This window comes from Tumebacillus amylolyticus (assembly GCF_016722965.1).
Classification (GTDB): Bacteria; Bacillota; Bacilli; order Tumebacillales; family Tumebacillaceae; genus Tumebacillus; species Tumebacillus amylolyticus.
Genome location: NZ_JAEQNB010000001.1, coordinates 156081 through 179020, shown reverse-complemented (window position 1 = coordinate 179020; position 22940 = coordinate 156081). Strand labels below are relative to the sequence as shown.

Below are 22940 nucleotides of genomic sequence, written 5' to 3'. Positions count from 1 at the left end.
ACACCCCCTACCATGCACGCAAGGGGCAAAAGTGCACATATGATTTTGAAAAAAATTTTTTGCGTGGCAAAATGAAGAAAAGAGACACCCCTCACCGGGGTGTCTCTTTTCCTTTTTACAGCGTGTTACAGCGTAACCTCAACTTGCTTCTGCTGTTTGACTTCCGCCGGTTTGCGCATGAACGGCCAGTAGTTGGCTTCACCGAACATGCGGACCATGACGGGGATGAACAGCGGGAGCATGACGAGTGCGTAGAGCGTGAGACCGCAGAGCACAATCGTTGCGATCTCGAGGAGCGACATGACGCCGGACGGCAGCATCGCGGCGAACGTGCCGCCGAGGATGACCGCTGCCGAGATGATGACGCCGCCCATTTTTTTCATGGCGAGCAGAATCGCATCGTTCGGTTTCATATCACGGTACTCTTTGAAGCGGTCCATGAGGAAGATCGAGTAGTCGACCCCAAGCGCCATCAGCAGTACGAAGCCGAAGAACGGAACCGCCCACGAGATGCCCGTGTGACCGAGTACGCGGACGAAGATCACTTCGGCAATCGCAAGCGACGAGTAGTACGTCAACATCAGCGAGCCCAAGATGTACAGCGGCATCACGATGGAGCGGAACATGAGGATCAAGATCAGCCCGATCCCGATCAGCATTAGCATGACGGTGCGGGAGTAGTCTGCCGCCGAGATGTTTTTCAAGTCGTTGTTGATCGAGGTGACCCCGTTGACCGCGTAGGTGGCGTTCGAGTAGTCGGTGCCTTTGAGTGCGCGGGCGACGGCGTCGGTGAGTCCGTCGACTTTTTTCAGCGTGTCGACGGCGTACGGGTTGCCGTCAAAGACCACGTCGAACGTGATGATCTTGCGGTCTTTGGACATGTAGCTGTCGAGCGCTTTTTGGAAGTCGGCGTTTTGGAGCGCTTCGTCCGGGATGTACCAGCCCGAGAGGTTTTGGTTCGGGTTAGCGGACAGTTCTTTCAGATAGTCGTTGGCGGTTTTCAGTCCGCCGGAGACTTGGGAGAGACCGTCGGTGGACTTGTTCAGGCCGTCGGTCAGTTGTCCGAGTTGGCCGTTCAATTGGGCAAAGCCGCTTTGCAGTTGCTTTTGTCCGGTCGTCAGTTGGTCAAAGCCCGTGGTGACGCTCGGGAGTTTCGTGACGATCTGGCCTTGGCCGTCTGCCGCTTTGGCGATGCCCGCTTGCAGTTGGTCAAGTCCGGCGGAGAGTTGCGCGAGTCCTTGGGCGAGTGCCGCTTGCCCGTCTGCCGCTTGCTTGTAGCCGGCATTGGCTTGCGTCATCCCGGTGGATACGGCGGTGAGTTTTTCGTTCAGTTGCTTGAGACCCTCACTCAGTTGGGTAGCGCCCGATTGCAATTGGGTGAGCGCTCCTTGGGTTTTCAAGAAGTCCGGGTCTTTTTGCAGATCCGGGTATTTCTGCGAAAGTCCGTTCAGGCCCGTGCCGACATCGGCGAGACCCTGGGCGAGACCTGCCGATTGGGTGGCAACGCCATCGTAGGCTTTGGAGAGTTGGTCCAGTCCGGTGCCCATCTCGTTGTAGTGACCTTGCAGTTCTTTGGCGGCTGCGGCGAGCTGGTCGGCACTGGATTTCGCTTGTTTCAGACCTTTGCTCAGGTCTGCTGCGCCGACGGAACCGTCGCGGAGACCTTTTTCAATCTGCTTCAGGCCGTCTCCGAGTTGGACGACGCCCGATTTGAGCGCGTTGGTGCCGTCTACGAGTTGCGATGCGCCGGCAACGGCTTCGTTAAGTTTCGGCGCGTTGGAGGAGAGGGCGTTGCTCGCATCGGTCAGGCCTTTGTTGATCTGGCCGAGTGCGTCCGTCCCCTGCCCCAGCCCGTCGCCGAGTTGCGTCGCTTGCTTGGGGACTCCGAATTCTTCGACGGCGTCGCCGCTGGGACGAGTCGCGCTGCGAACCGCTTTGACCCCGTCGACTTGCAAGAGTTCGCGGGAGATTTGCTCCACGGTGGCAAGCCCTGCCGAAGTGTCCATCGGTTTGTCGACTTTGACGACGACTTTCGAAGGCATCGATTCACCCGGGCCAAACGAGTTGGAAATCGCGTTGAACGCTTTGACCGAATCGTACTTGTCGCCGAGTTCTTCGAGCGAGTTGAACGAGGTCGCGCCTTTGTACGCCGAGAGGAACGGCACGATGATGATCGCGAGGATCACCAGCGCCCAGAGCGGGCGTTTCAGCGAGAAGTTCCCGACGCTCCCCCAGAGTTTGCTGTCTTTGTGTTCAAGCGCGCCCTTGGACGGCCAGAAAATCGCTTTGCCCATCACGCCCATGAAAAACGGAACCAACGTGACGAGCGCGATCAGCAGAACCGCAACGCCAACTGCGACGGCGACTGCCGAGCGGTAGAGGACAAACGTCGAGAATCCGATGGAAGCAAACCCGACAAGCACGGCGAGGCCGGAGAAGAACACGGTGCGGCCTGCGGTTTTGTAGGTGTTGAGGATGGCGGTCACGCGGTCGTGCCCGTGTGCCAGCTCTTCTTTGAAACGAGAGATCAGCAAGATACAGTAGTCGGTCCCGATCCCAAACATGACGGCGACCATGAAGATCTGCGTAAAGTTCGACAGCGGGAAGTCGAACAGGTCCACGAGGAACGCCACGACCGACTGCGAAACGAGGTAGGAAATCCCCACGGTGAGCAGCGGAATGAACGGGGCGACCAGCGAACGGAACACGATGAAGAGGATGCCGAGGATGAAGACGACGGTGATCCACTCCGTTTTTTTCAACCCGTCTTGCGAGCTTTGCACGACGTCTTCGTTGATCAGCATGTTGCCGGTGTAGTAGTGCTCGACTTTGACGTCGGCCACCGCTTTGTTCAACGCATCGCGCGCTTCAGCCGGCGTGCGGTCTTTGGTGCTGACATTGACGAGGACGAGCAGAGTTTTGCCGTCCTTGGAAACCATGTTTTTCTCAAGCTCTTTGGTGTCGAAGTGCGAGATGACGGAGACGATGCCGTATTGGTCTTGGTTTTTTTTCAAGTTTTCGACGGCGGTTTTGGCTTCGTCCATCTCGCTTGAACTGAGACCCTTGTCGTCGTGGAAGACGAGGACGGCCGCTTCTTCGTGCGCGCCTTGGGGTTTGTCTTGGTTCATCTCTTCAATCAGTTTGGCGGCGGTTGAAGAGGAGTAGCCGTCCGGGACGTTGATCTGGCCTTTGTCACGGACGAGTTGTTCCATGTTCGGGGCGCTGAGGGCGAGCCCTACGGCTGCGACCAGCCAGAGCACCAACCAGAACCACTTGAGTTTGACGATTGTTTTCATAGGTTCTCTTTGACCTCCTCTTCGCAAACCAGCAAGTTGGCAAGTTTCTCGAATGTTTCGATGAACTGCAGCGCTTCTTGGTTTTCAAAATGCACGATGTACCTCGCCAGCAGTTCTTCGATCTTGGTTTGCATTTCTTCTATCAATTGCTCCCCCGCGGGGGTTAGTGCCAAGTAGGTGACACGGCGGTCCTGATCATCGGGACGGCGTTCGATCCAGTCCTTCTCGACCAGACGCTTCACAATCGCCGTGATCGAACTCTTGCCCACAAAAAAATAATCCGCCAACTCAGACGAAGTACAGGTGCCACGTTCGCGTATGTAGCACAGCGTCTCGTGCTGATCGGCCGTCAAGTTCTCCGGCATCAGCTTGCGAAGCAGCGCATGCATGACGCGGTTGACGTTGAACGAAGCTGACATGTACCGCTCGATCAGCGGTTTGAGCTGTAAAGTCTCCATCTTGTCCTCCTTGTTCGATACTGCAACGTTCCGCATTCTAATGGTTCAACGATGAAACTATATCACGGAGGTTGCGGGCGGGTCAATACGGTCGAAAAAAAACACACGCCTCCGCTGGGAGGAGCGTGTGTTTTTTTATTTTAAAAGTGGATCGGGTTCTCAGACACCCACTCGCGGGTGCCTTTTTCATAAAAGAGCCTCTCGCCTAATACCGATCCGACTCTCCGCCCATTTTCTTTGCGGCGTCGACTGCGGAATCTGCGGAGGCAGAGCTGGTGTGCTCGTTGCTCCCACGGTTTGCGAGGGCGAGACCGTCCAGGACGCGTTGTCCGTACTCGGGGTCGGCCTTGGTGAAGTACTCGATCATCTGTTCTTGAATGTGCGGTTTGCACACACTCAACGCTCCCACCAAGTTCGAGATCAACTCGTCCCGCTCCCAATCTTCAAACGCACGGTACGTCTCCCCCGCTTGCTTGAAGTCGTTCGTGCGATCGAGTTTCTCACGCACGAGTTTGGCGTCGTACTGCGGTTCGTGGTCTTTGCCCGGCTTCGGCGCTTCTTTTAACCCGCCGAGCGTCGACGGCTCGTAGTTGACGTGCGGGTTTTGTCCCGGTGCTCGGTCGACACGCATGTCCATCTGCCCGCCTTCTTGGTTTGTGGCGACGTGCGTTTTCGGCGCGTTGATCGGGACTTGCAGGTAGTTCGTCCCCACGCGATGACGCTGGGTGTCGGAGTAAGAGAACGTCCGGCCTTGCAGCAGTTTGTCGTCGGAGAAGTCCAGACCGTCCACCAAAACCCCCGTGCCAAACGCCACCTGCTCCACTTCCGCAAAGTAATTCTCCGGATTGCGATCCAACACCATCTTGCCCACCGGCAGGAACGGGAACTTGTCCACCGGCCAGAGCTTCGTCGGATCGAGCGGGTCGAAATCCAACTCCGGATGTTCGTCGTCGCTCATGATCTGCACGCACAACTCCCACTCCGGATAGTCCCCGCGCTCAATCGCTTCATACAAATCCTGCGTGGCATGGCTGTAGTTGCGCATCTGAATCTCGTCCGCTTCACTCTGGCGCAAGTTGCGAATGCCCTGCTTGAGCGGCTCCCAATGATACTTCACGAGCACAGCCTCGCCGTCCTGATTCACCCACTTGTACGTGTTGACGCCAGACCCTTGCATCTCGCGGTAGTTCGCCGGAATCCCCCACGGCGAGAATACAAACGTCACCATATGCGTCGCTTCCGGCGTCTGCGAGAGGAAATCGAACATCCGCTCCGGATTACTCAAGTTGTTGACCGGGCTCGGACGGAACGCATGCACCATGTCCGGGAATTTCAGCGGGTCGCGGATGAAAAAGATCTTCAGATTGTTCCCGACCAAATCCCAGTTGCCATCCTCCGTATAAAACTTCACCGCAAACCCGCGCGGGTCGCGCAACGTCTCCGGCGAATGCCCGCCGTGCACAACTGTCGAAAAACGCACGAACACCGGCGTCCGCTTCCCTTTTTCCTGCATCAACTTCGCTCGGGTATACTTCGCAATCGGTTCGTCCCCGACGCTCCCGTACGCTTCAAAGTACCCGTGCGCCCCCGCCCCGCGCGCATGCACGACGCGCTCCGGGATGCGCTCGCGGTCGAAGTGCGAGATTTTTTCGAGGAAGTGGTAGTTTTCCAGCGTCACCGGGCCGCGGTTGCCGACAGTTCTGACGTTTTGGTTATCGGAAATCGGATGTCCTTGGCGATCTGTCAGCGTCTGCTGCGTTTCGCCTTCCGAGAGAATTTCGTTGTTGTCCATGTGGAGACCACCTTCCGTTTTTGCAGTACACAGGACATTTTTTCCATACGCGTACATCGCCATACAAAAAAAAGGGTGATCTCCTCCGGGAGAAGTCACCCTTTTTTTGCGCCCCGCTTTACATGTCGTGTTCGCGAATTTCGGTGATGGAGTTGTGTTCGTCGACGAGCACGACGCGGTGTTTGAGTTGCCCGAGTTCAGACTCCTCATACGTTGCCATGCTGAGAATGAACACGATGTCCCCCGGTTGAAAAAGCCGCGCCGGCGGCCCGTTCAAGCAGATCTTGCCGGAGCCCGGATCGGCGGGAATCGCGTAGGTTTTCCAGCGCGTGGCATTGCGAAGAGACGTCACTTGCACCATTTCAAACGGTCGGATGTCGGCAGCGGACATCAACAGAGAGTCGATGGTGATGCTGCCCACATAGTCGAGGTCTGCTTCTGTGACGACGGCGCGGTGGATCTTGCCTTTGCACATCAGGCGTTGCACGAGGGGTCATCTCCTTTTTTCCAAACAATCGTCTCCATCAGGGTATGTGCCCCAATGCGAATTCGACAGCCCTGTCATACCCTGTTGTGAAAGGCGGTGATCCCTTTGAAAAAGCGCAAGCCTGAACTGGGCAAATGGGGCTGTTGGCGGTTCTTCGCGCAAGTCCCGCAGATTAAAAAATACTTACCTGAGACGGCGGTGCTCACTCAAGTTTCGTTGCAAAAATTCCTCGGGAAATATTCAAGCGTCTACGTGAAACCGAGCGCCGGATGGGGTGGCCGCGGGATTACGAAAGTTTGGAAGCGTGAGGATAGCGGGTATTCGTTCGTTGTTGAGCGGGGCAAAGCCGTACACAGCAAGACGATCTCCGAACTCTACCGTCAACTGCGAGCACGACAACGTCCGGGGATCACGTACATCGTGCAGCGGGGTATCCAACTCGCCAAGATCAATGAACGTCCCTATGACATTCGCTTGATGATGATGCGCGTACACGGCAAATGGGAGTACGTCGGGATGCTCGCCAAAGTCGCCGGGCCGAACAGCGTCATCACAAACGTCGCCCGTGGCAAAGGCTATGTATCCGACATCGACACCGCTCTGAAAAAGTCGCTCGGCCTCTCCGAGACCCAACGCGCCAAGTTGAAAAAGGAAATGGTCACCCTCGCCCACCGCACGGTCAACCGCTTTGAAGATTGGAAGCACTACTCGCAAATCGGACTCGACTTGGCGGTGGACACGTCGGGACGGCTCTGGATGATCGAGGAGAACACGGGTCCCGCGCATTCGTTGTTCGCCAAACTTCGCGACCCGCGCATGTATCGCCGCATCAAAGAAATTACCCGCATCTGGCGCAAGGCAAGGCGGTAATCATGGACGTCGTCATCGCGGAAGACTTACTGGGCCCGGTGCCCGAATGGTTTTGGAAAAAGTGGGCCGTTCACTACGATCCGACCCTCGTTCAAGATCGGGAGCGGTTGATGGAAGCCTGTGCGAAGGCAAAAGCGTTGGTGGTACGCAATCGCACGCAGGTGGATCGAGCTCTGTTGGAACGGTTGCCTGATTTGCAAGTCGTCGGGCGTCTGGGTGTGGGGATTGAGAATCTCGATCTCGCCGCTCTGCGTGAGCGCGAGGTGGCGGTGGTGATCGCAAGGGGTGGCAACGCCAATGCGGTGGCTGAGTTTGTCATCGCCGCAATGTTTGAGCAGGCGCGTTTTTTGGGGAGATTGGGTGTGCAGACGAAGCAGGGGTTGTGGGATCGAGGGTCTGGCATCGGGCAGGAGTTGTCCGGCAAGACGTTGGGTTTGATCGGCTTGGGCGATATCGGGCAGCGAGTTGCTTCGAGGGCGCGGGTGCTGGGGATGGAAGTCGTCGCGTACGATCCATTGCTTCATCCTACACATCTCGCGGTGCAGGACGGCGGCGTGCAGAGGGCGACGCTTGCGGAAGTTTGTGCGTGGGCAGATTATCTGTCTCTGCATGTCCCGTTGACTGCGGAGACACGCCATATGATCGGGGCCGAGGAGTTGGCGCTGATGAAACCTCGTGCTGTGCTGATCAACACGGCACGCGGTGCCATCGTGGACGAGTCGGCGCTGGTCCGCAGTCTGCGAGACAACCCGCAACGTTTCGCCATCCTCGATGTTCGGGAGCAAGAGCCGCCGGAGAAACCCGATCCCTTGGCGGCGTTGCCAAACGTCCTGCTCACCCCGCACATTGCAGGGATCACCGAAGAGTCACAAGCGCAGATTTCGCAGATGGTGCTCGGCGACGTGGACCGCGAACTTGAGAAAAGAAAGGCTGGCCCCTGATGGGACCAGCCTTTTTTCGAGGTGCCCACTCCGCAGAACTCGCCTGCAGAACTCGCCTGCAGAACTCGCCTGCAGAACTCGCCTGCAGAACTTGCTTGCTGAACTTGCTTGCGAAGCGTCGGTTCGAAAAGGGTTGGAGTTCTTTTATTCCTCGATCGGGAACCAGCCTTTCATGCCTTGGATCATGTTCCAGAGGGGGTCGGGCAGTTGGAGGCGCGCTTGGTCTTGCAGGGAGAGCGTGGTTTTGATTTCGTGCTCGCGGCCTTCGGTGATTTTTTCCACCCAGTCGGGTTCGAGGATCAGTTCACGTCCCAAAGCGAGGAGCGGCACTCCGGTTTGCAACGCTTTTGCCGCATCGTCGGCGGTGAAGATGTTGCCCACTCCCATGAGCGGCACTTTTTTGCCCACGCGCTCGTGGAGAATTTCCATCCGGGAGCGCGTGTCCTCGACTCCTCGGCGCGGTTCCGACCAGAAATCGTGGAGCGAGACGTGGAGATAGTCGAGATTCTGCTCGGCAAGCGTGTCGGCGAGGACGAGCGTTTCCGCCATCGTGATCCCCGGCGTCTCGGGCTCCTCCGGAGAGAATCGGTAGCCGACGATGAACGGCTCGCGTGCGTGCTCCTGCACGACTTTTTTGACCTCCTCGATGACGGCGAGCGGGAAGTTCAGGCGCTTCTCAAGCGTACCGCCCCAATGGTCTTCGCGGCGGTTGGTGAACGGAGAGAAGAACTGTTGCAGCAGATACCCGTTCGCTCCGTGCAACTCCACCCCGTCAAAGCCCGCTTCCATCGCACGACGTGTCGCTTGCCCGAACGCCTGCACAATCTCGCGAATCTCCGCGTCGGTCAGTTCGCGGGGAACGACTGCCCCCTCTACATCGTCGGTCACCGCACTCGGCGCGACGGGGCCGTGTTCCGATTGGGGAGCTTTGCGACCGGTGTGGATGATTTGCAAAACGGCGCGTGCGCCACGGCCTTTGATCGTCGTCGCGAGTTGACGCAGGCTCGGGATCAACTCATCGCGGTCTGCCGCGAGTATGCCCGGAGTTCCGTCGGTCGTCACGACTTTCGCCGCCGCCGTAATCACCATGCCCACACCACCGGAACGACGAGCGTAGTAAGCAAGTTCTGCATCGGTTACGCTCCCGTCCGGGTTCGAGGAGATGATGGTCATCGGAGCCATCGCGATTCGGTTTTTCAATTCAATTCCTACAGGCAGTTGCACAGGTTGGAAAAGGGTTTGGTACTTGTCGTTCATGTGACAGGTCTCCTTTTATGTATGGATGTCTCTATCATAATATAAAAAGGCACCCGGATGTCGGGTGCCTTTTTCTCAATTATTCGATGGTGCTGAGCAGGTTGAGGACGTCGTCTTTGGTTGCCGCTTGCAGGAGCGTGGAACGGAAGTCTTCGGAGATGATCTTGCGAGAGAGCATTTGGATGATTTTCAAGTGCTCGTTGCCTGTGCCCGTCGCCGGTACGGCGATCATGAAGATCAGGTTCGCCGGGAGTCCGTCGAGGGAGTCCCAGTCGACGCCGGACTTTTGCACGCCGAACGCGACGCGCGGGGTCTTGACCGCATCGGTTTTGCCGTGCGGGATCGCAACGCCGAACCCGATGCCGGTGCTGCCGACCGCTTCACGGTCGTTGAGGGATTGGAGGTAGCCGGCCGCATCGTTCAGCGCACCTGCGTTGTCGAGCAGGTTGACGAGTTCTTGCATGACTTCTGCTTTGGTCGTGCCTTGGACATCGAGTTGGATGAGCTCGGGCGTTACGAGATCGGTGATTTTCATGGGAGGGTTCCCCTTTCTAAAGTTGGTGGAGGAAGTCTGTTGCTGTGAGACGTTGCTGCAACTCTCGGCGGCGTTCGGTGTCGTCGACGAGGGCGGTGAGGTCTTGGAACAGGCGCTTCGTTTGCTCGGGATCGACGGGCGGCACGGCGAGCATAAAAACAAATCGGACCTTCTCCCCGCCCCAGTCAATGAGTTTCGAAAGTCTGGCAACGGCGATGCCCGGCTTGCGAATGCAAGGCAGCGGACCGTGCGGGATGGCAATCTCACCGCCGATGGCTGTCGAGGACAGGAGTTCGCGCTTGACGGCGCTTTCCTTGTACTCCGCTGTCACATACCCTCGGGCGTGCAACTGGTCGGCGAGCCATCCGAGGATGGAGAGTCGGTCGCCCTCGACATCGAGGAACGTGAGCTCCTCGGTGAGATAGCTTTTTAATACGGTGGAAGAAGACTGCGGGGTTGCGGAGTCCGTCTGCAACTGGTCGAGAAATTGTTCAATCCTTCGCATCTCCGCTGGGGTTAGCAGTGGGGACACGGTGAGGGTCGGGACCGAGCTCGACGGCAGAGGGATGGTGGAGAGCAGGACGTGCGGGTTGTAGGTCTCGACGTCTCCCTGTAAGTCAAACGCCGATGTCGTTTTGACGATGTCGAGCGTTGGGAAGTGCTGTCTGAGTTTGGATTGAATCAGTTTCGCGGTGCCGGTTCCGGTGGAGCAGACGATGAGCACACGCTTGGGCTCAGGTTGCGTCTGTTGATTTCGCACGAGGGCCGCTTGGAAATGCAGGGTGAGAAATCCGACTTCATCTTCGGGAACGGGGGCGCCGATTTCCGTTTCAAGCTCTTGGGTGACGGCGTACATCGCTTCGAAGGTATGTCGGTACAGGCTCTTGATCTCGTGGATCAGCGGGTTCTCTTCGATCCGGCCATATCGCAAACGGTGCAGAGCGGAGTGTAAGTGAAGAGAGAGTCCCGAGAGGAGCTCCTCGTCATGGAGCAACGCCGGTTCGAGAAAGCGTGCCATCTCCCTGATCATTTGACGGGCGAGGACGAGCGACTCCGGGTTGATCTGTTGAAGCACTTGCTCGACTTGTTCGGACGGCACGTCTTCGTCCACTCGTACTTTCGCCCCGAGAACTTGCAGGGTGAGGTAGCCGATTTCGGAGTCTTCGAGTGCGGGAAACATTCGCCGGATGAGGGCAAACTCTCTTTTGGCTTGCAAATGGGACAGCTCGTCGGGTGAAAGTTCGACGGGCTTTTTTTGTTGGATGCGTTTGCCCGTGATCTCGAATTGCAGGGTGAGCGTGAGGATCGCGTGGTCGGTGAAGCGAAACTCCATCGCGGATTCCAGTTCCCGCACTTTGCTTTCGTAGAAGCGCAGGTCGGGATGAGTCCGCAGATTCGGGAGTTCGCGTTCCAGCAGGAGTCGCGTCGTCTCGACCAGTGCGCATCGCCAGTCTCGCTCTCCCCCGGTAAGGCGCAGGCCGTAGTTCGGTTTGCGAACCAAGTCGAGGTGGAAGCGGGCCAGCCACGCCTCCACGTCCCCCAACTCCAAGTTGATCGTGGACTTGCTGACGTAAAAGGTATCGGCGAGCAGTTGCATAGTACACACGTTGTCGTATTCCAGCATCCACTTCGCGAGTTGCAGTTTTCGGGTTTGCGGTTCAGGCGGATGCGGCTTGACGGCGCGTCGGATCTCCTTTTTGACCTCGGGGTCGGCGGCGAGGTACACGCCGACGCTGGGCTTGCGGATGATCTGTACGTCCGGGTAGTGTTGCAGCCACTCGTCCAGGATTTTCAGGTCGTTGCGGATCGTCTTTTCGGAGACGTGCAGGGTTTGGGACAGGTCGTCGACAGAGAGATAGCCCTCTGCTTGGAGAAGTGTATGAAGCAACTCTTGTTTTCGACTGTCTAGCACCGGGCTCACCACCTTGGGACGATGAAAACGCATTCACTTTTTTCCTATTATATAGCAGTTCATAGGGGGGAAAAGATTTTTTTCTTACCGCAATTCCGGCAAGTCCTGAACAATGATCTCACTCCAGAATCTTGCCCCAGATATGGAAAAAAGAACCCGACCGAGTGCGGCGGGTTCAGTTCGATTTCAGGACGTGGTCGGCGTGGAGGTGCGGTTGGACGGTCGCCAAGTAGTGGTCTTCGGCAGCCCAGTAGCGGAGTTTGTAGGTTTCGAGACGCGCCGGGTCGTGCGGGTCTTGGTTGCCTCGGGCGGAGACGCGCTGGAAGCGGATGTCTCGCGGGCAGTCGAGGTAGAGGAGGTAGTCGAAGAAGTCTCGCCATTCGGGGCGTTGCAGGAAAACCCCTTCGACGAGGAGGATGCCTTCGGGCGGGACGTGGATGGGTTTGATGGAGACGGTGCCGGTTGTGGAATCGTAGTGGTCGAGGTGAAGTTCAAGGTCCCCGCGATGCCAGCTTTGGAAAAGCGTCTCTGCGATGCGCGCGACGTCCCACTGCAAGTTGTAGTGCTCGTGCCACTGCGGGAATCCGGTATGGTACCGCTTGCTTCGCTCGGTGATAAGGTCGTCGAGATGTACGACGGTGACGGAGTGGTTCTGCTGAGAAAGTTCGTCGGTAAGGGTCTCAACGAGCGTCGTCTTCCCCGATCCGCTCAAGCCATCCAGTCCGATGAGCAAGCGGGGAAGGGTTTTTTTAAGAGTGATGATGTTATCTTTCAACTTTTTATCTCCATCTAAAGAACGGATGTTCCTCTTTAGATTCTCCTATGATAGAATACTAGCTGTACAACTGAATAAGTCCTCAAGGGCGGTCGGCTCATCCCCTATGGAAAGGGGGTGAGAGAGTATGACATTGGCATTCTGAACTTACTAAGACAACAAAAATAGACCCCCCTTGAGCTTTGCAGGCGAATGGGAAGAGGTCTATTTTTGTTCTAAACCCAGAGAGCCGACCCCTTTGAGGGGATCAGTTTGTGCAGAAACGACCGTGGGTGTTACCAGCACCTGCGGTCATTTTTTACTTTACGCGTTCCTTGCTTTTTTATTCTAGCATAAGTGGAGCGGGGAACTCAACGTTAGATGGAGTAGGTCAGCCAGTCACCTTTTACCCCGCCCATTTTTTCGTAGAAGCGTTGGGCGCGGTGGTTGTCTTGGGCCGTCTCCCAGGTCATGAAGGCGTATCCGTTGCTTTTGGTGTACGACTCACACTGCTGGAACAGGGCGACGGCGGCACCTGATCCGCGTTCGCTCTCGACCACATAGAGGTCGTTCATCACCGTGGTTTTCTGCGCTCGCAACGTGCTGAACGTGAAGTACAACGTCGCGAATCCGATCAGCTTCCCGTCTCGCTCGGCGACGAACTGCACGCCCCGCTCCTCTTCTCGCAACAACTCGATCAACTCCGCCAACCGCTTTTTCGGCGGCTCCGGTCGCTGGTAGAAGTCTACGATGTACTCCTTCATCAACTCCCCGAGTGCAGGCACATCCTCTTCTCTCACCATCCGTACCTTCCACATCTCGATCACCCCTCGATGTTCTTGAACTGGTTGTAGAACATGTTGTAATACCGACCCTGCTGTTCAATCAGCACATCGTGACTTCCCTGCTCCATGATCTGCCCTTGGTCGACAACCATGATCGTGTCTGCGTCACGGATCGTATTCAGACGGTGCGCGATGATGAAACTCGTGCGCCCCTTCAAAATTTCCAACAGCGCGGCTTGGATGTGCAACTCCGTCCGGGTGTCGATGGAACTCGTCGCTTCATCCAAGATCAACAGCGACGGTTTGGCGAGGATGACGCGGGCGATGGCGAGCAGTTGGCGTTGACCTTGGCTCAAGTTGCCGCCGTTCTCCGCGAGCTCCGTGTCATACTGTTTCGGCAAGCGTCTGATAAAAACGTCCGCATTCGCCATCGCGGCCGCCGCTTCCACTTCGGCGTCCGTTGCGTCGGGGTTGCCATACTTGATATTCTCCTTGATCGTGCCTGAGAACAGATACGTGTCTTGCAACACGATCCCAAAGCAGCGGCGCAACGAGTCCCTCGTATACTCGCGAATGTCCCGCCCGTCGAGGTAGATCGTGCCGTCCGTCACATCGTAGAACCGCGTCAGCAAGTTGACGATGGTGGTCTTCCCCGCCCCGGTCGGTCCGACGAGCGCGGTTGAGGTGCCCGCGACAGACTCGAAGTTGACGTTTTTCAAGATCGGCACTTCCGGTTTGTACCCGAAACTGACCCCTTCGAACACGACATGGCCTTTCGGATTCTGCAACTCGATGGCGTTCGGCGCATCGTCGGGCTCTTCCTGCTCATCCAGAATCTCGAAGACCCGCTCTGCTCCGGCGACGCCGGATTGCAAGACGTTGAAGATGTTCGCCAAGTCGTTGAGCGGTCGAACAAATTGCCGTGAGTAGCTCAAGAAACTCGCGATGATCCCCACGGTCACCAGTCCGTTCACCGCCATGACCCCGCCGACGACGGCGACGACTGTGAACCCGAGGTTGTTGATGACGTTCATGATCGGCATGAGGAAGCCCGACCAGATTTGCGCTTTCAACCCGACTTCCTTAAGGGTTTGGTTCACGGCTTCGAATTCCTCGATCACTTTTTCCTCGTGGTTGAACGCTTTGACCACATGCAGGCCGGTGATCGTCTCTTCGATGTGCCCGTTGAGCTTGCCGAGTTGGATTTGTTGGTTTTTGAAAAGCACGCTGGTTTTCTTCGCAATCGTGCGCGTCAGCAGGAACACAAGCGGGATGGTGATCAGACTCGCCAGCGTCAGCAACGGACTCAGCACGAGCATCATCACCAGCGTCCCCACGATCACAATTCCCCCCGACATCAATTGGGTCGTCGATTGCGAGATCGTGTTGCTCACGTTGTCGATGTCGTTTGAGAGGCGGCTCATCAATTCCCCATGCGTCCGCGTATCAAAAAACGAAACCGGCAACTTCTGCAACTTCTCAAAAAGCGCTCCTCGCAGTCGCTTCACGATCCTCTGCGAAACCCCTGCCATCAACCACCCTTGGAAAAACGTCAGCACCCCGTCTGCGAGATACGCCACCAACAGCGTTCCGATGGTGATCTCCAGCAACGAGAAGTCCACGCCGCCGCTCGTCGCCATCGCGTCGATCGATTTCCCGATCAGGTACGGAGCGGAGAGCGTAATCGCCGAATCGACGAGGATCAGCACGAAGATCAGCGTCAGGAGTTTGCGCTCTCGGCCAAAATACTGCCAGAGTCGTTTCAACGTGCCTTTGAAATTCTTCGGCTTCACGACCGGCCCGCGACCGCGAGCACCGAAGCCTCCTGGCCCCGGTCGAGGACCGCCGCCGACCAGCGGAGGCGCGACTTGTTCTTGGTTTTGTTTCTTGGAGTCGGACATCTCTATCGCACCTCTTTTCCGATTTGGGACTGGTAGATCTGCTGGTAGACGTCACAGCTTTGGAGCAGTTCGTCGTGCGTGCCGAGACCGACGATTTCGCCTTGGTCCAAGACGACGATGAGGTCGGCATCCATGACGGAGGTGATGCGTTGCGCGATCAGGAGGCACGTGAGACCTCGCGCATAGGTTTTCAACGCGTCCTTGATCTTCGCTTCCGTTGCGACGTCGACGGCGCTGGTGCTGTCGTCGAGGATCAAGATCTCCGGTTGGCGAACGAGGGCGCGGGCGATGGAGACCCGTTGTTTTTGCCCGCCGGAGAGATTGACCCCGCGCTGTCCGAGTCGGGTGTTGTATCCGTCCGGCGTGGTCGTGATAAAGTCGTGCGCCTGCGCCATCCGTGCCGCTTGCTCGATCTCTTCAAGGGTTGCCGATTCGTTGCCCCATTGGATGTTTTCGAGAATCGTGCCGGTGAACAGCGTGGTTTTTTGCGGAACGATGGAAATCTTCTCGCGGAGTTTTTTCGGGTCGAGGTCGCGAATGTCTTGGCCGTCGACTTTGATCGAACCTGCGTCCACGTCATAAAAGCGCGGGAGCAGGGAGACGAGAGAGCTTTTGCCCGAACCGGTGGAGCCGATGATTCCAACGGTGTCGCCGGGGTTGCAGGTGAGCGAGATGTTTTTCAGGACGGGTTCGCCCTCATAAGAGAACGAGACGTTCTGGAATTCGATGCGGCCCTTCTCCCCCGCATTCGCTGCGACGGACTGGGTTTCGCTCCACGTCATGACGTTCTCTTCCTCAAACACTTCTCCGATTCGACTCGCCGAAGCTCTCGCGCGGACGAACATGTTGAAGACCATCGAGATCAACATCAGCGAGAACAGAATTTGCGTCATGTAGTTGGTGAACGCGATGATGTGTCCGACTTGCATATTCCCTTGCGCGACACGGTGTCCGCCGATCCAGAGCACGGCGATGATGCCGAGGTTGACCGTCAGCATGATCAACGGAGAGAACACCACCATCACCCGAGTCGCCGCGATGGACTTCGCTTGGAATTCCTCGTTGGCGTTGTTGAATTTCTTGACTTCAAAGTCGAAGCGGTTGAACGCCTTGACCACCCGCACGCCGGAGAGGTACTCGCGCATCGAGCCGTTGACGCGGTCGAGGGCTTTTTGCACATTTTTGAAGTACGGGAAGCCCACTCGCATGTTGATCACGATGAAGATCGCGACAATCGGGACGACGACCGCCAGCACCACGGCAAGTTGCGGGTTCAGGCGGGTTGCCATGATGAGACCGCCGAGGCAGAGCAGCGGCGCTTTTACAAAGATCCGCATCAGGCCGTTGACGAAGACTTGAACTTGGGTCACGTCGTTGGTCAGTCGGGTGACGAGCGAAGCCCGGTCGAATTTGTCGAGGTTTCGGAAGGAGAGCGCTTGGATTTTGCGGAAGAGGTCAGACCGCAGCTCCGTTCCGAAGTTTTGCGAGACATGGCTTGAGACCACGTTGCGGGTGGAAGCCGAGATCGCGCCGAACGCAGTGATCAACAGCATCAGGCCGCCCATTTTGAAGACATAGTGCAGGTCGCCGTTCGCCACGCCCACGTCGATGATCTTCGACATGATCGTCGGTTGCATCAAATCGCACAACGCTTCGAACATCAAGAAAAGCACCGCCGTCGAGAACGGTTTGGCGTATTTTCCGAAATAGGGTTTTAGAAAGCCCATAACGTCACTCCCTGTGGGAAAAAGTTTCGTGTTCCGATAGTTCTCCTTACTCCATTCCCCTTTTGCGTTTTCGTTTCCTTCTTTGTTTCTCATGGGCGGAGAGGGTTTCTACATATAAATATCTGTGGTAGTGTCAGGAGTGGACATCATTGGGAGAAAGGAAGTCATCCGCTTGCGTTTTTATCAAAAAATCTTTCAAACCTACTGGAATCCGTACGTCGCGATCTCACTCGCCGGCGTGCTGAGTGCGCTGTACTTCGGCGCAACGGGCACCGTCTGGGCAGTGACCGGCGAATTCACCCGACTGGGCGGACATGTGTTGCAGTGGTTCGGGGTCGACACCTCGAAGTGGGCGTACTTCAACCTGATCAAGATGCAAGGCTCGCCGCTCACCCGCACAGACGGTTGGATCGTCATCGGGATGTTGATCGGCGCTTTGATCACCGTCCTGCTCAGCAACTCGTTCAAAATTCGCGTGCCGCAACAAAAACGCCGCCTCTTGCAAGGCTTCGTCGGCGGCGTCATCGCCGGGTTCGGCGCACGGCTTGCGCTTGGCTGCAATCTGGCGGCTTTTTTCAGCGGTGTGCCGCAGTTTTCGTTCCATGCCTGGCTGTTCATGCTCGCAACCGCCGCCGGAACGTACATCGGGGTCAAGATCGTCATGACCAAATGGTGGCGCGGGAAACCGAACCTCAAGCCGGTTTCACAAGCACAACTCCAAGCGACCCCGTCCGGGAAAAAACGCTCTGTCCAACCCTGGGTTGGCCTGATCGTCATCCTCGTTTTTCTCGCGATCGTCATCACCTTCACGATCCAAGGGAAACACTTGCTCGCCGTCGCAGCTCTTGCCGGACTTGGCTTCGGGATTCTGATCGAGCGCGGGCAAATCTGCTTCACGTCGGCGTTTCGCGACCAATGGATTTCCGGTCGCGCCGTGATGACCAAAGCGATTGCCGTCGGGATGATCGTGGCGACGGTCTGCACGTTTTTCTACATTCATAACGGCATTCCGGCTCTGATCAAACCGGCCGCTCCGAGTACGTTGCTCGGCGGTCTGCTGTTTGGGATCGGCATCGTCATGGCGGGCGGTTGTGAAACCGGAATGATGTATCGCATGATGGAAGGCCAAGTGCTCTACATCTTCGTCGGACTTGGCAACCTCGTCGGCGCGACGCTGCTTGCGTTCGCGTGGGACCACCTCGGCTTTTACAACACCCTCGTGCAAGGCTGGCAACCGATCAACTTGCTGAAATCGTGGGGCGAGACGGTCGGGCTGCTCGGCACGTTGGCGATGCTCGGACTTTGGTGGCTGTCGGCGCATTGGTGGAGCCGTCATTACAAATTCGGGCGAGGGCTGCAAGTGAAATCGGACGCGTTTGTCGCCCGACCGATGAAGGAGTAGGAGGTCCTGATGATGAATCAAGTTGAGGCAGATTTCGTTCTCGACATCCGCGGCGAACCGTGACCGTTTCCGGTCGTGCAAACGCTGGATGCGTTGCAAACAATGAGGGCGAGTCAAATTCTCCACGTGATCGCCGACTGTCCGCAGTCGTTCCAAACCGTCCCGCAAGAAGTCGTCAAACACGGCTACGAACTTCTGCGTGAACCGGACCGCTATGGGCAGGATATCCATTTTTACATCCGAGTATTGCGGTAGGATGTTGAAGACAGCAAGGAGAGATGAATCGTCATGCCGATTGCGTTGCGCGGACATCATTTGCTCTGTCTGCTCGGGTATCGAGGGATGGGGTATTCGGATACGTATGTGGACAATATGACCGGGGTGTACCGGAGATTGTTGGAGGAGCCTGCGACGGAGTGTGAAATTGTCGCGGGGCCGGATCAGTTGTGTGCGTGCTTTCCGGCAGACGGGGAGTATCATTGTGAAGATCGGAATGTGGCGGAGCGGGATGCGCTGATTCTGGAGAAGTTGGGGCTTCGAGCGGGTCAGGTGACGACGTGGGGAGATATTCTCGGGCGTGTCGCGAGTTCGTTGCTCCCGGACGATCTGTTGCACATCTGCTCGACGTGTCCGTGGCTCCCCTACGGCGTCTGCCAAGACGGGATTCGCAAAGTCGTCTCCGGTGAGCCGTTGCCGATGGTTCGTCCCAAAGTCTACGGCGTCGAAGTCGATGACGAGACGCGATGCAAGCACTATCACTCCGAACTCGATGTGATCGCGTTGAAGTTCGGGTGCTGTGAGCGGTACTACCCCTGCTACGAATGCCACCTCGAAACGGCCGACCACCCGCCGAAGCCGTGGCCGAAGTCGCGGTTTGACGAACCCGCCGTGCTGTGCGGGAGTTGCGGGCATGTGTTGACGGTGAACGAGTACAAAAATTGCGAGTCGAAGTGCCCGCAGTGCGGGGCGGGGTTTAATCCGGGGTGTCAGTTGCACCACCACCTGTACTTCGAGTCTTGAAAAAAAAGAGGCCATCCCGCACGCTGACGGGATGGTCTCTTTTTTATCGAAGCTTTGAAAGGTCGAACTTCGGCACGAGTCCTTCTTCGGCGGCGCGTGTGAGGAGGCCGGTGATGGCTTCGTATCCTTTGTCGCCGAGGTCTCGGGTGAATTCGTTGACGTAGAGGTCGATGTGCTGTTGGGCGACTTCGGGGGAGAGTTCTTGGGCGTGGCACATGATGTAGTCCTTCGAAACTTCCGGATGTGCCCACGCGTATTCGACCGATTGCCGTACCCAGTCGGTGATCGCGTTTCGATCAAGGTCGCGGCGCGCAACGATCGCACCCAGCGGAATCGGCAGTCCGGTGTCCGATTCCCACCAGTTGCCCAAGTCGACCAGTTGCGTCAGGCCGTATTGGGGGTAGGTGAAGCGCGCTTCGTGGATGACGAGGCCCGCGTCAATTTTGCCGTCGCGCACGGCGGGCATGATCTCGTGGAACGGCATCACGACGATTTCGCCGACGCCGCCGGGGACGTTTTGTGCCGCCCAGAGGCGGAACAACAAGTAGGCGGTGGAGCGCTCGCTCGGCACGGCTACTTTTTTGCCGGAGAGGGCTGCGGGGTTGTTCGCAGTTTCGGCGTTGGCGCTGAGAACCAGCGGGCCGCAGCCTCGACCCAGAGCACCGCCGCACGGCAGGAGTGCGTAATTTTCCAAAACCCACGGGAGCGCGGCGTAGGAAATTTTGATCACGTCCAAGTCGGTGGAGTTCGCCGCCAGTCCGTTGGTGATGTCAATGTCTGCGTAGGTCACATCGAGTTCGGGTGCGCCCTCGATCAAACCATGCGCCCATGCGTGAAAAACGAACGTGTCGTTCGGGCAGGGGGAGTATGCAATTTTCATCGGAGTACCTCCACTAACACGCGGCTGGCGGATTCGAGTGCGACCAGCGCGTCTTTTATTTTCCAAGCGGCGCGGTCACGAGGACCGACCGGGTTCGAGATGGTGCGAAGTTCGAGAACGGGGATGCCACGCTCGTGTGCGGCGAGAGCGACTCCGTAGCCTTCCATGCCTTCTGCGGCCGCTCCGGGAATTCGCGCCGCCAATTGAGCGGCCGTTTCTGCGGTGCCGGTTACGGTCGAGAGCGTGAGCACCGGGCCGGATTGGGCTTGGAGTCCCGCTGTTTGCAGAGCTTCCATGACCTTTTTTGCCAAGTCGGGGTTGACCGGCACGCGGGTCGCGCCGAATCCCAGCTCGTCCAAGGAACTGAACCCTTCGGGGGTCTCCGCTCCCAGATCGGCGGCGATGATCTCGGTGGACACCACGATGGAGCCGACTTCTGCTCGTCCTACAAAACCGCCTGCAATGCCGGCGCTGATCACCAAGTCATAGGGGGACTTTGCAGATTCCAACACTTTCGTCGTGTTGATTGCAGCTTGAATCGGGCCGACGCCCGCCAGTTGAACGTCGAAGTTTTCAGCGCCTTGCAGTCCGCGCAAGACCGCTTCTTGCTCGACGGACACCGCCGTCATGAGTAGTACGCGCATCGCTCCATCTCCTTTACATATATACCAATTCTATCGCATGACCAACCCGCCGTCGACATAGAGGCACTGCCCGGTGATAAAAGCGGAGGCATCTGTGGCGAACAACGCCACTGCACGCGCGATGTCATCGGGAGTCGCCAGTCTGCCAAGCGGCGTCAGTCGGAGGATCGACTCGCGCACATCTTCTTGCGTCTCGCGGCTGGAGTCGGTCGGATAGGTCAAACCGGGGGCGATGCAGTTCACCGTGATCCCGAATCGACCGACCTCCGCCGCCAAGTTGCGCGAGTAGCCGAGGAGTGCCGATTTCGCCGTCGTGTAGTCGTGGTACGGGACGATGGGAAACTCGATGAGGTTCGTCACCAGATTCACGATGCGACCGGACAATTGCTTTTGCATGTGCGGCAGGACCGCTTGGCAGACGTGAAACGCACCGCCGAGGCTTCCTTCCAATTGCGCTTGGTAGTTGCTCCACTGCGTTTGCCAAGCGGTCTTGCGCGTTTTGGGGTTGAACGTGTAGGGGCTCAGGGCGTTGTTGATCGCGATGTCGACGCGCCCGAATGCCTCGACGATTTGTTCAACCATCGCTTGCACGCTGTCGGCGTCCCGCACATCTCCTTGCAGAGCGACGGCACCGCCGCCGTTTGCTTCGATTTCAGCGACGACGCGCTGTGCGGCGGTTTCGTTTTTCAGATAGTTCACGACGACATACGCGCCCAAACTTCCCAACTGCTTGGCAATTCCCGCGCCGATGCCTCGGCTGGCACCTGTGACCAAGGCGATTTTTCCTTGCAAACTGAATAGGTTCTCCATTTTGGCTCCCTCCCTCCTTTTACTCGACATCGGGATCATAGCGTTCACTGTCCAACTCGACCCGCGCTTCGATGTCCGTCCAGCGCAAGAGGTCGAGCAAATTGTAGCGGCCGTCATGATGCCACCCCGCCGCCGCTCGTGTCATCTGCCCGATGGCGGTCACACGGTTCACGCCCGCTTCGCCTAAGAGATTCGCGAGTTCGAACAGACGCTGTGGCCCTACGGCGAGACCCACCGATTGCAGATAGCGTTGATAGGGTCGCAGCAGAGGCAGGGTTTCTTCTACTGAATGGCATGCCGAGACTTGAACCGTGCGGTTGAGCGTCGAGCCTGCGAACGTTGGCTTCTCTCGATACGTGACCGTCCAGTCGGTCCCCGTCTCACTAGCAAAAAGGGCCACTTCTTCCCCGCCCATCTCTGCCAGTTCCACCTCGCTTCGCAAACGACGGATCGCCAGCGCTTCTTCCTCGCTGACGGTCGCACGCGGGCGTTTTTTCTGATACCGTTCCAGTTCGGCCCCGAGTAGTTGGGCGACTTGGCGCGGTCCGACGACGCCGCCCTGTTCCACGAAGAGGGTTTGCGGGGCGAGGCAACTCTGCTGGTCGTAGATGGCGACGTCTTCGGCCAGTCGGTGGATCGTCTCTTGGTAGCGGTCTGCCGTCAGTGCTTCGCGTCCAATCATGGCAAACGAGATCTTGTGCCCATAGCCGACGACTACTTTCCCGGCGCCCGCTTGGGTGCGAACTTGCTCAACCGTCTCGTCTGAACCGTAGACGATGATCACGTCCGCCTGCTCGTAGGCGGCTTTTTCCAGATCGACCGTCCCGCCCCGCCACGGCAGTATCGCAATCGCCTCGCCAATCTCCGGACACACCTCCACCAAAGACTGCGCAAAAAAAGCCGCCATCAGCGGTTCCGCAGACGACGTCTTGCCAATCGTCCCCGACTTGGTGAGCAGTCCCATGACGAGACTCCAGATCGGCAACCCCGGCACGTTCCCCGAAAAAATCTGCACCAACAGCTCCGGCCCAAACGCCCGACTCTGCCCTCCCGACTTGCGCGGACGAAATCCGTCGAGCACCGCCGGGTCGTCCAACTCTTCGGCGAGGAAGCGGTGGAGTTCCTTGCGACGAAAGTTGCGAAGGAACCTTTTTAACTCAAGACGGATCATCTCCGCGTCGTAGCCGGTGAGGACGGGAAGCAGGGATTCTGCCAAGCGGCGTTTTTCATAGGAGGGGTTGAGCCAGAGGTGGACAGCTTCGTCGATGAGGGTGACGATTTGCTCCGTTGACCAACGAGCCAGACCCTGTGCTCGGCCTTGACGCACTCGTTCGGCGATCTCGTGGATGTTCGCCGGGGTGAGGACAGGAAATTGCAACGTCACCGTCCCCTGCTCCGTCTGAATCTCCCGCTCCTCGTACTCTGCAAACGAGATGCCGCTTGGCACATGAAACGCCGCGATCATCTCG

Annotated in this window: 20 protein-coding genes; 5 read left to right on the top strand and 15 right to left on the bottom strand. The window is 57.5% G+C overall.

Translation table 11 applies throughout. The features are described 5' to 3' along the window. Positions 1-125: 125 nt before the first annotated feature. From JJB07_RS00870 to panD, 4 genes are all read right to left on the bottom strand, one after another. Positions 126-3296, bottom strand: a complete 3171-nt coding sequence (locus JJB07_RS00870; protein ID WP_201630344.1) for an MMPL family transporter — start codon at positions 3294-3296, stop codon at positions 126-128. After that, positions 3293-3754 carry a MarR family winged helix-turn-helix transcriptional regulator gene (locus JJB07_RS00865; protein ID WP_201630342.1) on the bottom strand — a complete coding sequence of 154 codons (462 nt, stop codon included), beginning with the start codon at positions 3752-3754 and terminating at the stop codon, positions 3293-3295. Before JJB07_RS00865 ends, JJB07_RS00870 begins: the two co-directional genes overlap by 4 nt. Positions 3755-3959: 205 nt before the next feature. After that, a complete protein-coding gene (locus tag JJB07_RS00860; protein WP_201630341.1) occupies positions 3960-5546 on the bottom strand; it encodes a catalase in 1587 nt (528 codons plus the stop codon). A gap of 118 nt (positions 5547-5664) precedes the next feature. Then, positions 5665-6033 carry an aspartate 1-decarboxylase gene (gene panD / locus JJB07_RS00855; RefSeq protein WP_201630340.1) on the bottom strand — a complete coding sequence of 123 codons (369 nt, stop codon included), beginning with the start codon at positions 6031-6033 and terminating at the stop codon, positions 5665-5667. Between the two features lie 105 nt (positions 6034-6138). Here panD and JJB07_RS00850 point away from each other — a divergent pair, with 105 nt between their 5' ends. Both JJB07_RS00850 and JJB07_RS00845 read left to right on the top strand, forming a co-directional pair. Beyond that, the gene (locus JJB07_RS00850) at positions 6139-6903 is read left to right on the top strand and encodes a YheC/YheD family protein (RefSeq protein WP_201630339.1); all 765 of its coding nucleotides are present in this window, start codon (positions 6139-6141) and stop codon (positions 6901-6903) included. A 2-nt stretch (positions 6904-6905) separates the two neighbouring features. Further along, positions 6906-7844 (top strand): hydroxyacid dehydrogenase, encoded by a 939-nt coding sequence (locus JJB07_RS00845; protein ID WP_201630338.1) that lies wholly within the window; start codon positions 6906-6908, stop codon positions 7842-7844. Between the two features lie 144 nt (positions 7845-7988). On the opposite strand, the gene JJB07_RS00840 is transcribed toward JJB07_RS00845, so the two are convergent. From JJB07_RS00840 to JJB07_RS00810, 7 genes are all read right to left on the bottom strand, one after another. Further along, on the bottom strand, positions 7989-9101 hold the full coding sequence (locus JJB07_RS00840; RefSeq protein WP_201630337.1) for an NADH-dependent flavin oxidoreductase: 1113 nt from the start codon (positions 9099-9101) through the stop codon (positions 7989-7991). Positions 9102-9180: 79 nt separating this feature from the next. Next, positions 9181-9636 carry a PTS sugar transporter subunit IIA gene (locus JJB07_RS00835; RefSeq protein ID WP_201630336.1) on the bottom strand — a complete coding sequence of 152 codons (456 nt, stop codon included), beginning with the start codon at positions 9634-9636 and terminating at the stop codon, positions 9181-9183. Positions 9637-9652: 16 nt separating this feature from the next. Beyond that, positions 9653-11548, bottom strand: coding sequence for a PRD domain-containing protein (locus JJB07_RS00830; RefSeq protein ID WP_201630334.1), 1896 nt, complete (start codon positions 11546-11548; stop codon positions 9653-9655). Positions 11549-11723: 175 nt separating this feature from the next. Further along, positions 11724-12323 (bottom strand): kinase, encoded by a 600-nt coding sequence (locus tag JJB07_RS00825; RefSeq protein ID WP_201630332.1) that lies wholly within the window; start codon positions 12321-12323, stop codon positions 11724-11726. Between the two features lie 356 nt (positions 12324-12679). Continuing rightward, positions 12680-13120 carry a GNAT family N-acetyltransferase gene (locus JJB07_RS00820; RefSeq protein WP_236587536.1) on the bottom strand — a complete coding sequence of 147 codons (441 nt, stop codon included), beginning with the start codon at positions 13118-13120 and terminating at the stop codon, positions 12680-12682. 5 nt (positions 13121-13125) lie between these two features. Next, entirely contained in the window at positions 13126-14988 is a 1863-nt protein-coding gene (locus JJB07_RS00815; RefSeq protein ID WP_201630330.1) for an ABC transporter ATP-binding protein, read from the bottom strand. Positions 14989-14990: 2 nt separating this feature from the next. Then, positions 14991-16715 carry an ABC transporter ATP-binding protein gene (locus JJB07_RS00810; protein WP_201630328.1) on the bottom strand — a complete coding sequence of 575 codons (1725 nt, stop codon included), beginning with the start codon at positions 16713-16715 and terminating at the stop codon, positions 14991-14993. Between the two features lie 172 nt (positions 16716-16887). Between JJB07_RS00810 and yedE the strand changes: the two genes are divergently transcribed. From yedE to JJB07_RS24330, 3 genes are all read left to right on the top strand, one after another. Then, on the top strand, positions 16888-18117 hold the full coding sequence (yedE, locus tag JJB07_RS00805) for a selenium metabolism membrane protein YedE/FdhT (RefSeq protein WP_201630326.1): 1230 nt from the start codon (positions 16888-16890) through the stop codon (positions 18115-18117). Positions 18118-18192: 75 nt separating this feature from the next. Next, complete coding sequence (locus JJB07_RS23845; RefSeq protein WP_347338303.1) at positions 18193-18372, top strand: sulfurtransferase TusA family protein; 180 nt, start codon at positions 18193-18195, stop codon at positions 18370-18372. Positions 18373-18405: 33 nt separating this feature from the next. Next, complete coding sequence (locus tag JJB07_RS24330) at positions 18406-19137, top strand: DUF1284 domain-containing protein (protein WP_347338302.1); 732 nt, start codon at positions 18406-18408, stop codon at positions 19135-19137. Between the two features lie 43 nt (positions 19138-19180). On the opposite strand, the gene JJB07_RS00785 is transcribed toward JJB07_RS24330, so the two are convergent. From JJB07_RS00785 to JJB07_RS00770, 4 genes are read right to left on the bottom strand one after another with little or no spacing between them, the layout of a single operon-like run. Next, the gene (locus JJB07_RS00785) at positions 19181-20017 is read right to left on the bottom strand and encodes a 1,4-dihydroxy-6-naphtoate synthase (RefSeq protein ID WP_201630324.1); all 837 of its coding nucleotides are present in this window, start codon (positions 20015-20017) and stop codon (positions 19181-19183) included. Next, on the bottom strand, positions 20014-20661 hold the full coding sequence (locus JJB07_RS00780) for a futalosine hydrolase (RefSeq protein WP_201630322.1): 648 nt from the start codon (positions 20659-20661) through the stop codon (positions 20014-20016). The genes JJB07_RS00785 and JJB07_RS00780 overlap by 4 nt, the downstream gene beginning before the upstream one ends. A gap of 30 nt (positions 20662-20691) precedes the next feature. Further along, positions 20692-21471 (bottom strand): SDR family oxidoreductase, encoded by a 780-nt coding sequence (locus tag JJB07_RS00775; protein ID WP_201630320.1) that lies wholly within the window; start codon positions 21469-21471, stop codon positions 20692-20694. A gap of 19 nt (positions 21472-21490) precedes the next feature. After that, positions 21491-22936, bottom strand: coding sequence for an acyl-CoA reductase (locus tag JJB07_RS00770; protein WP_201630318.1), 1446 nt, complete (start codon positions 22934-22936; stop codon positions 21491-21493). Positions 22937-22940: the final 4 nt, after the last annotated feature.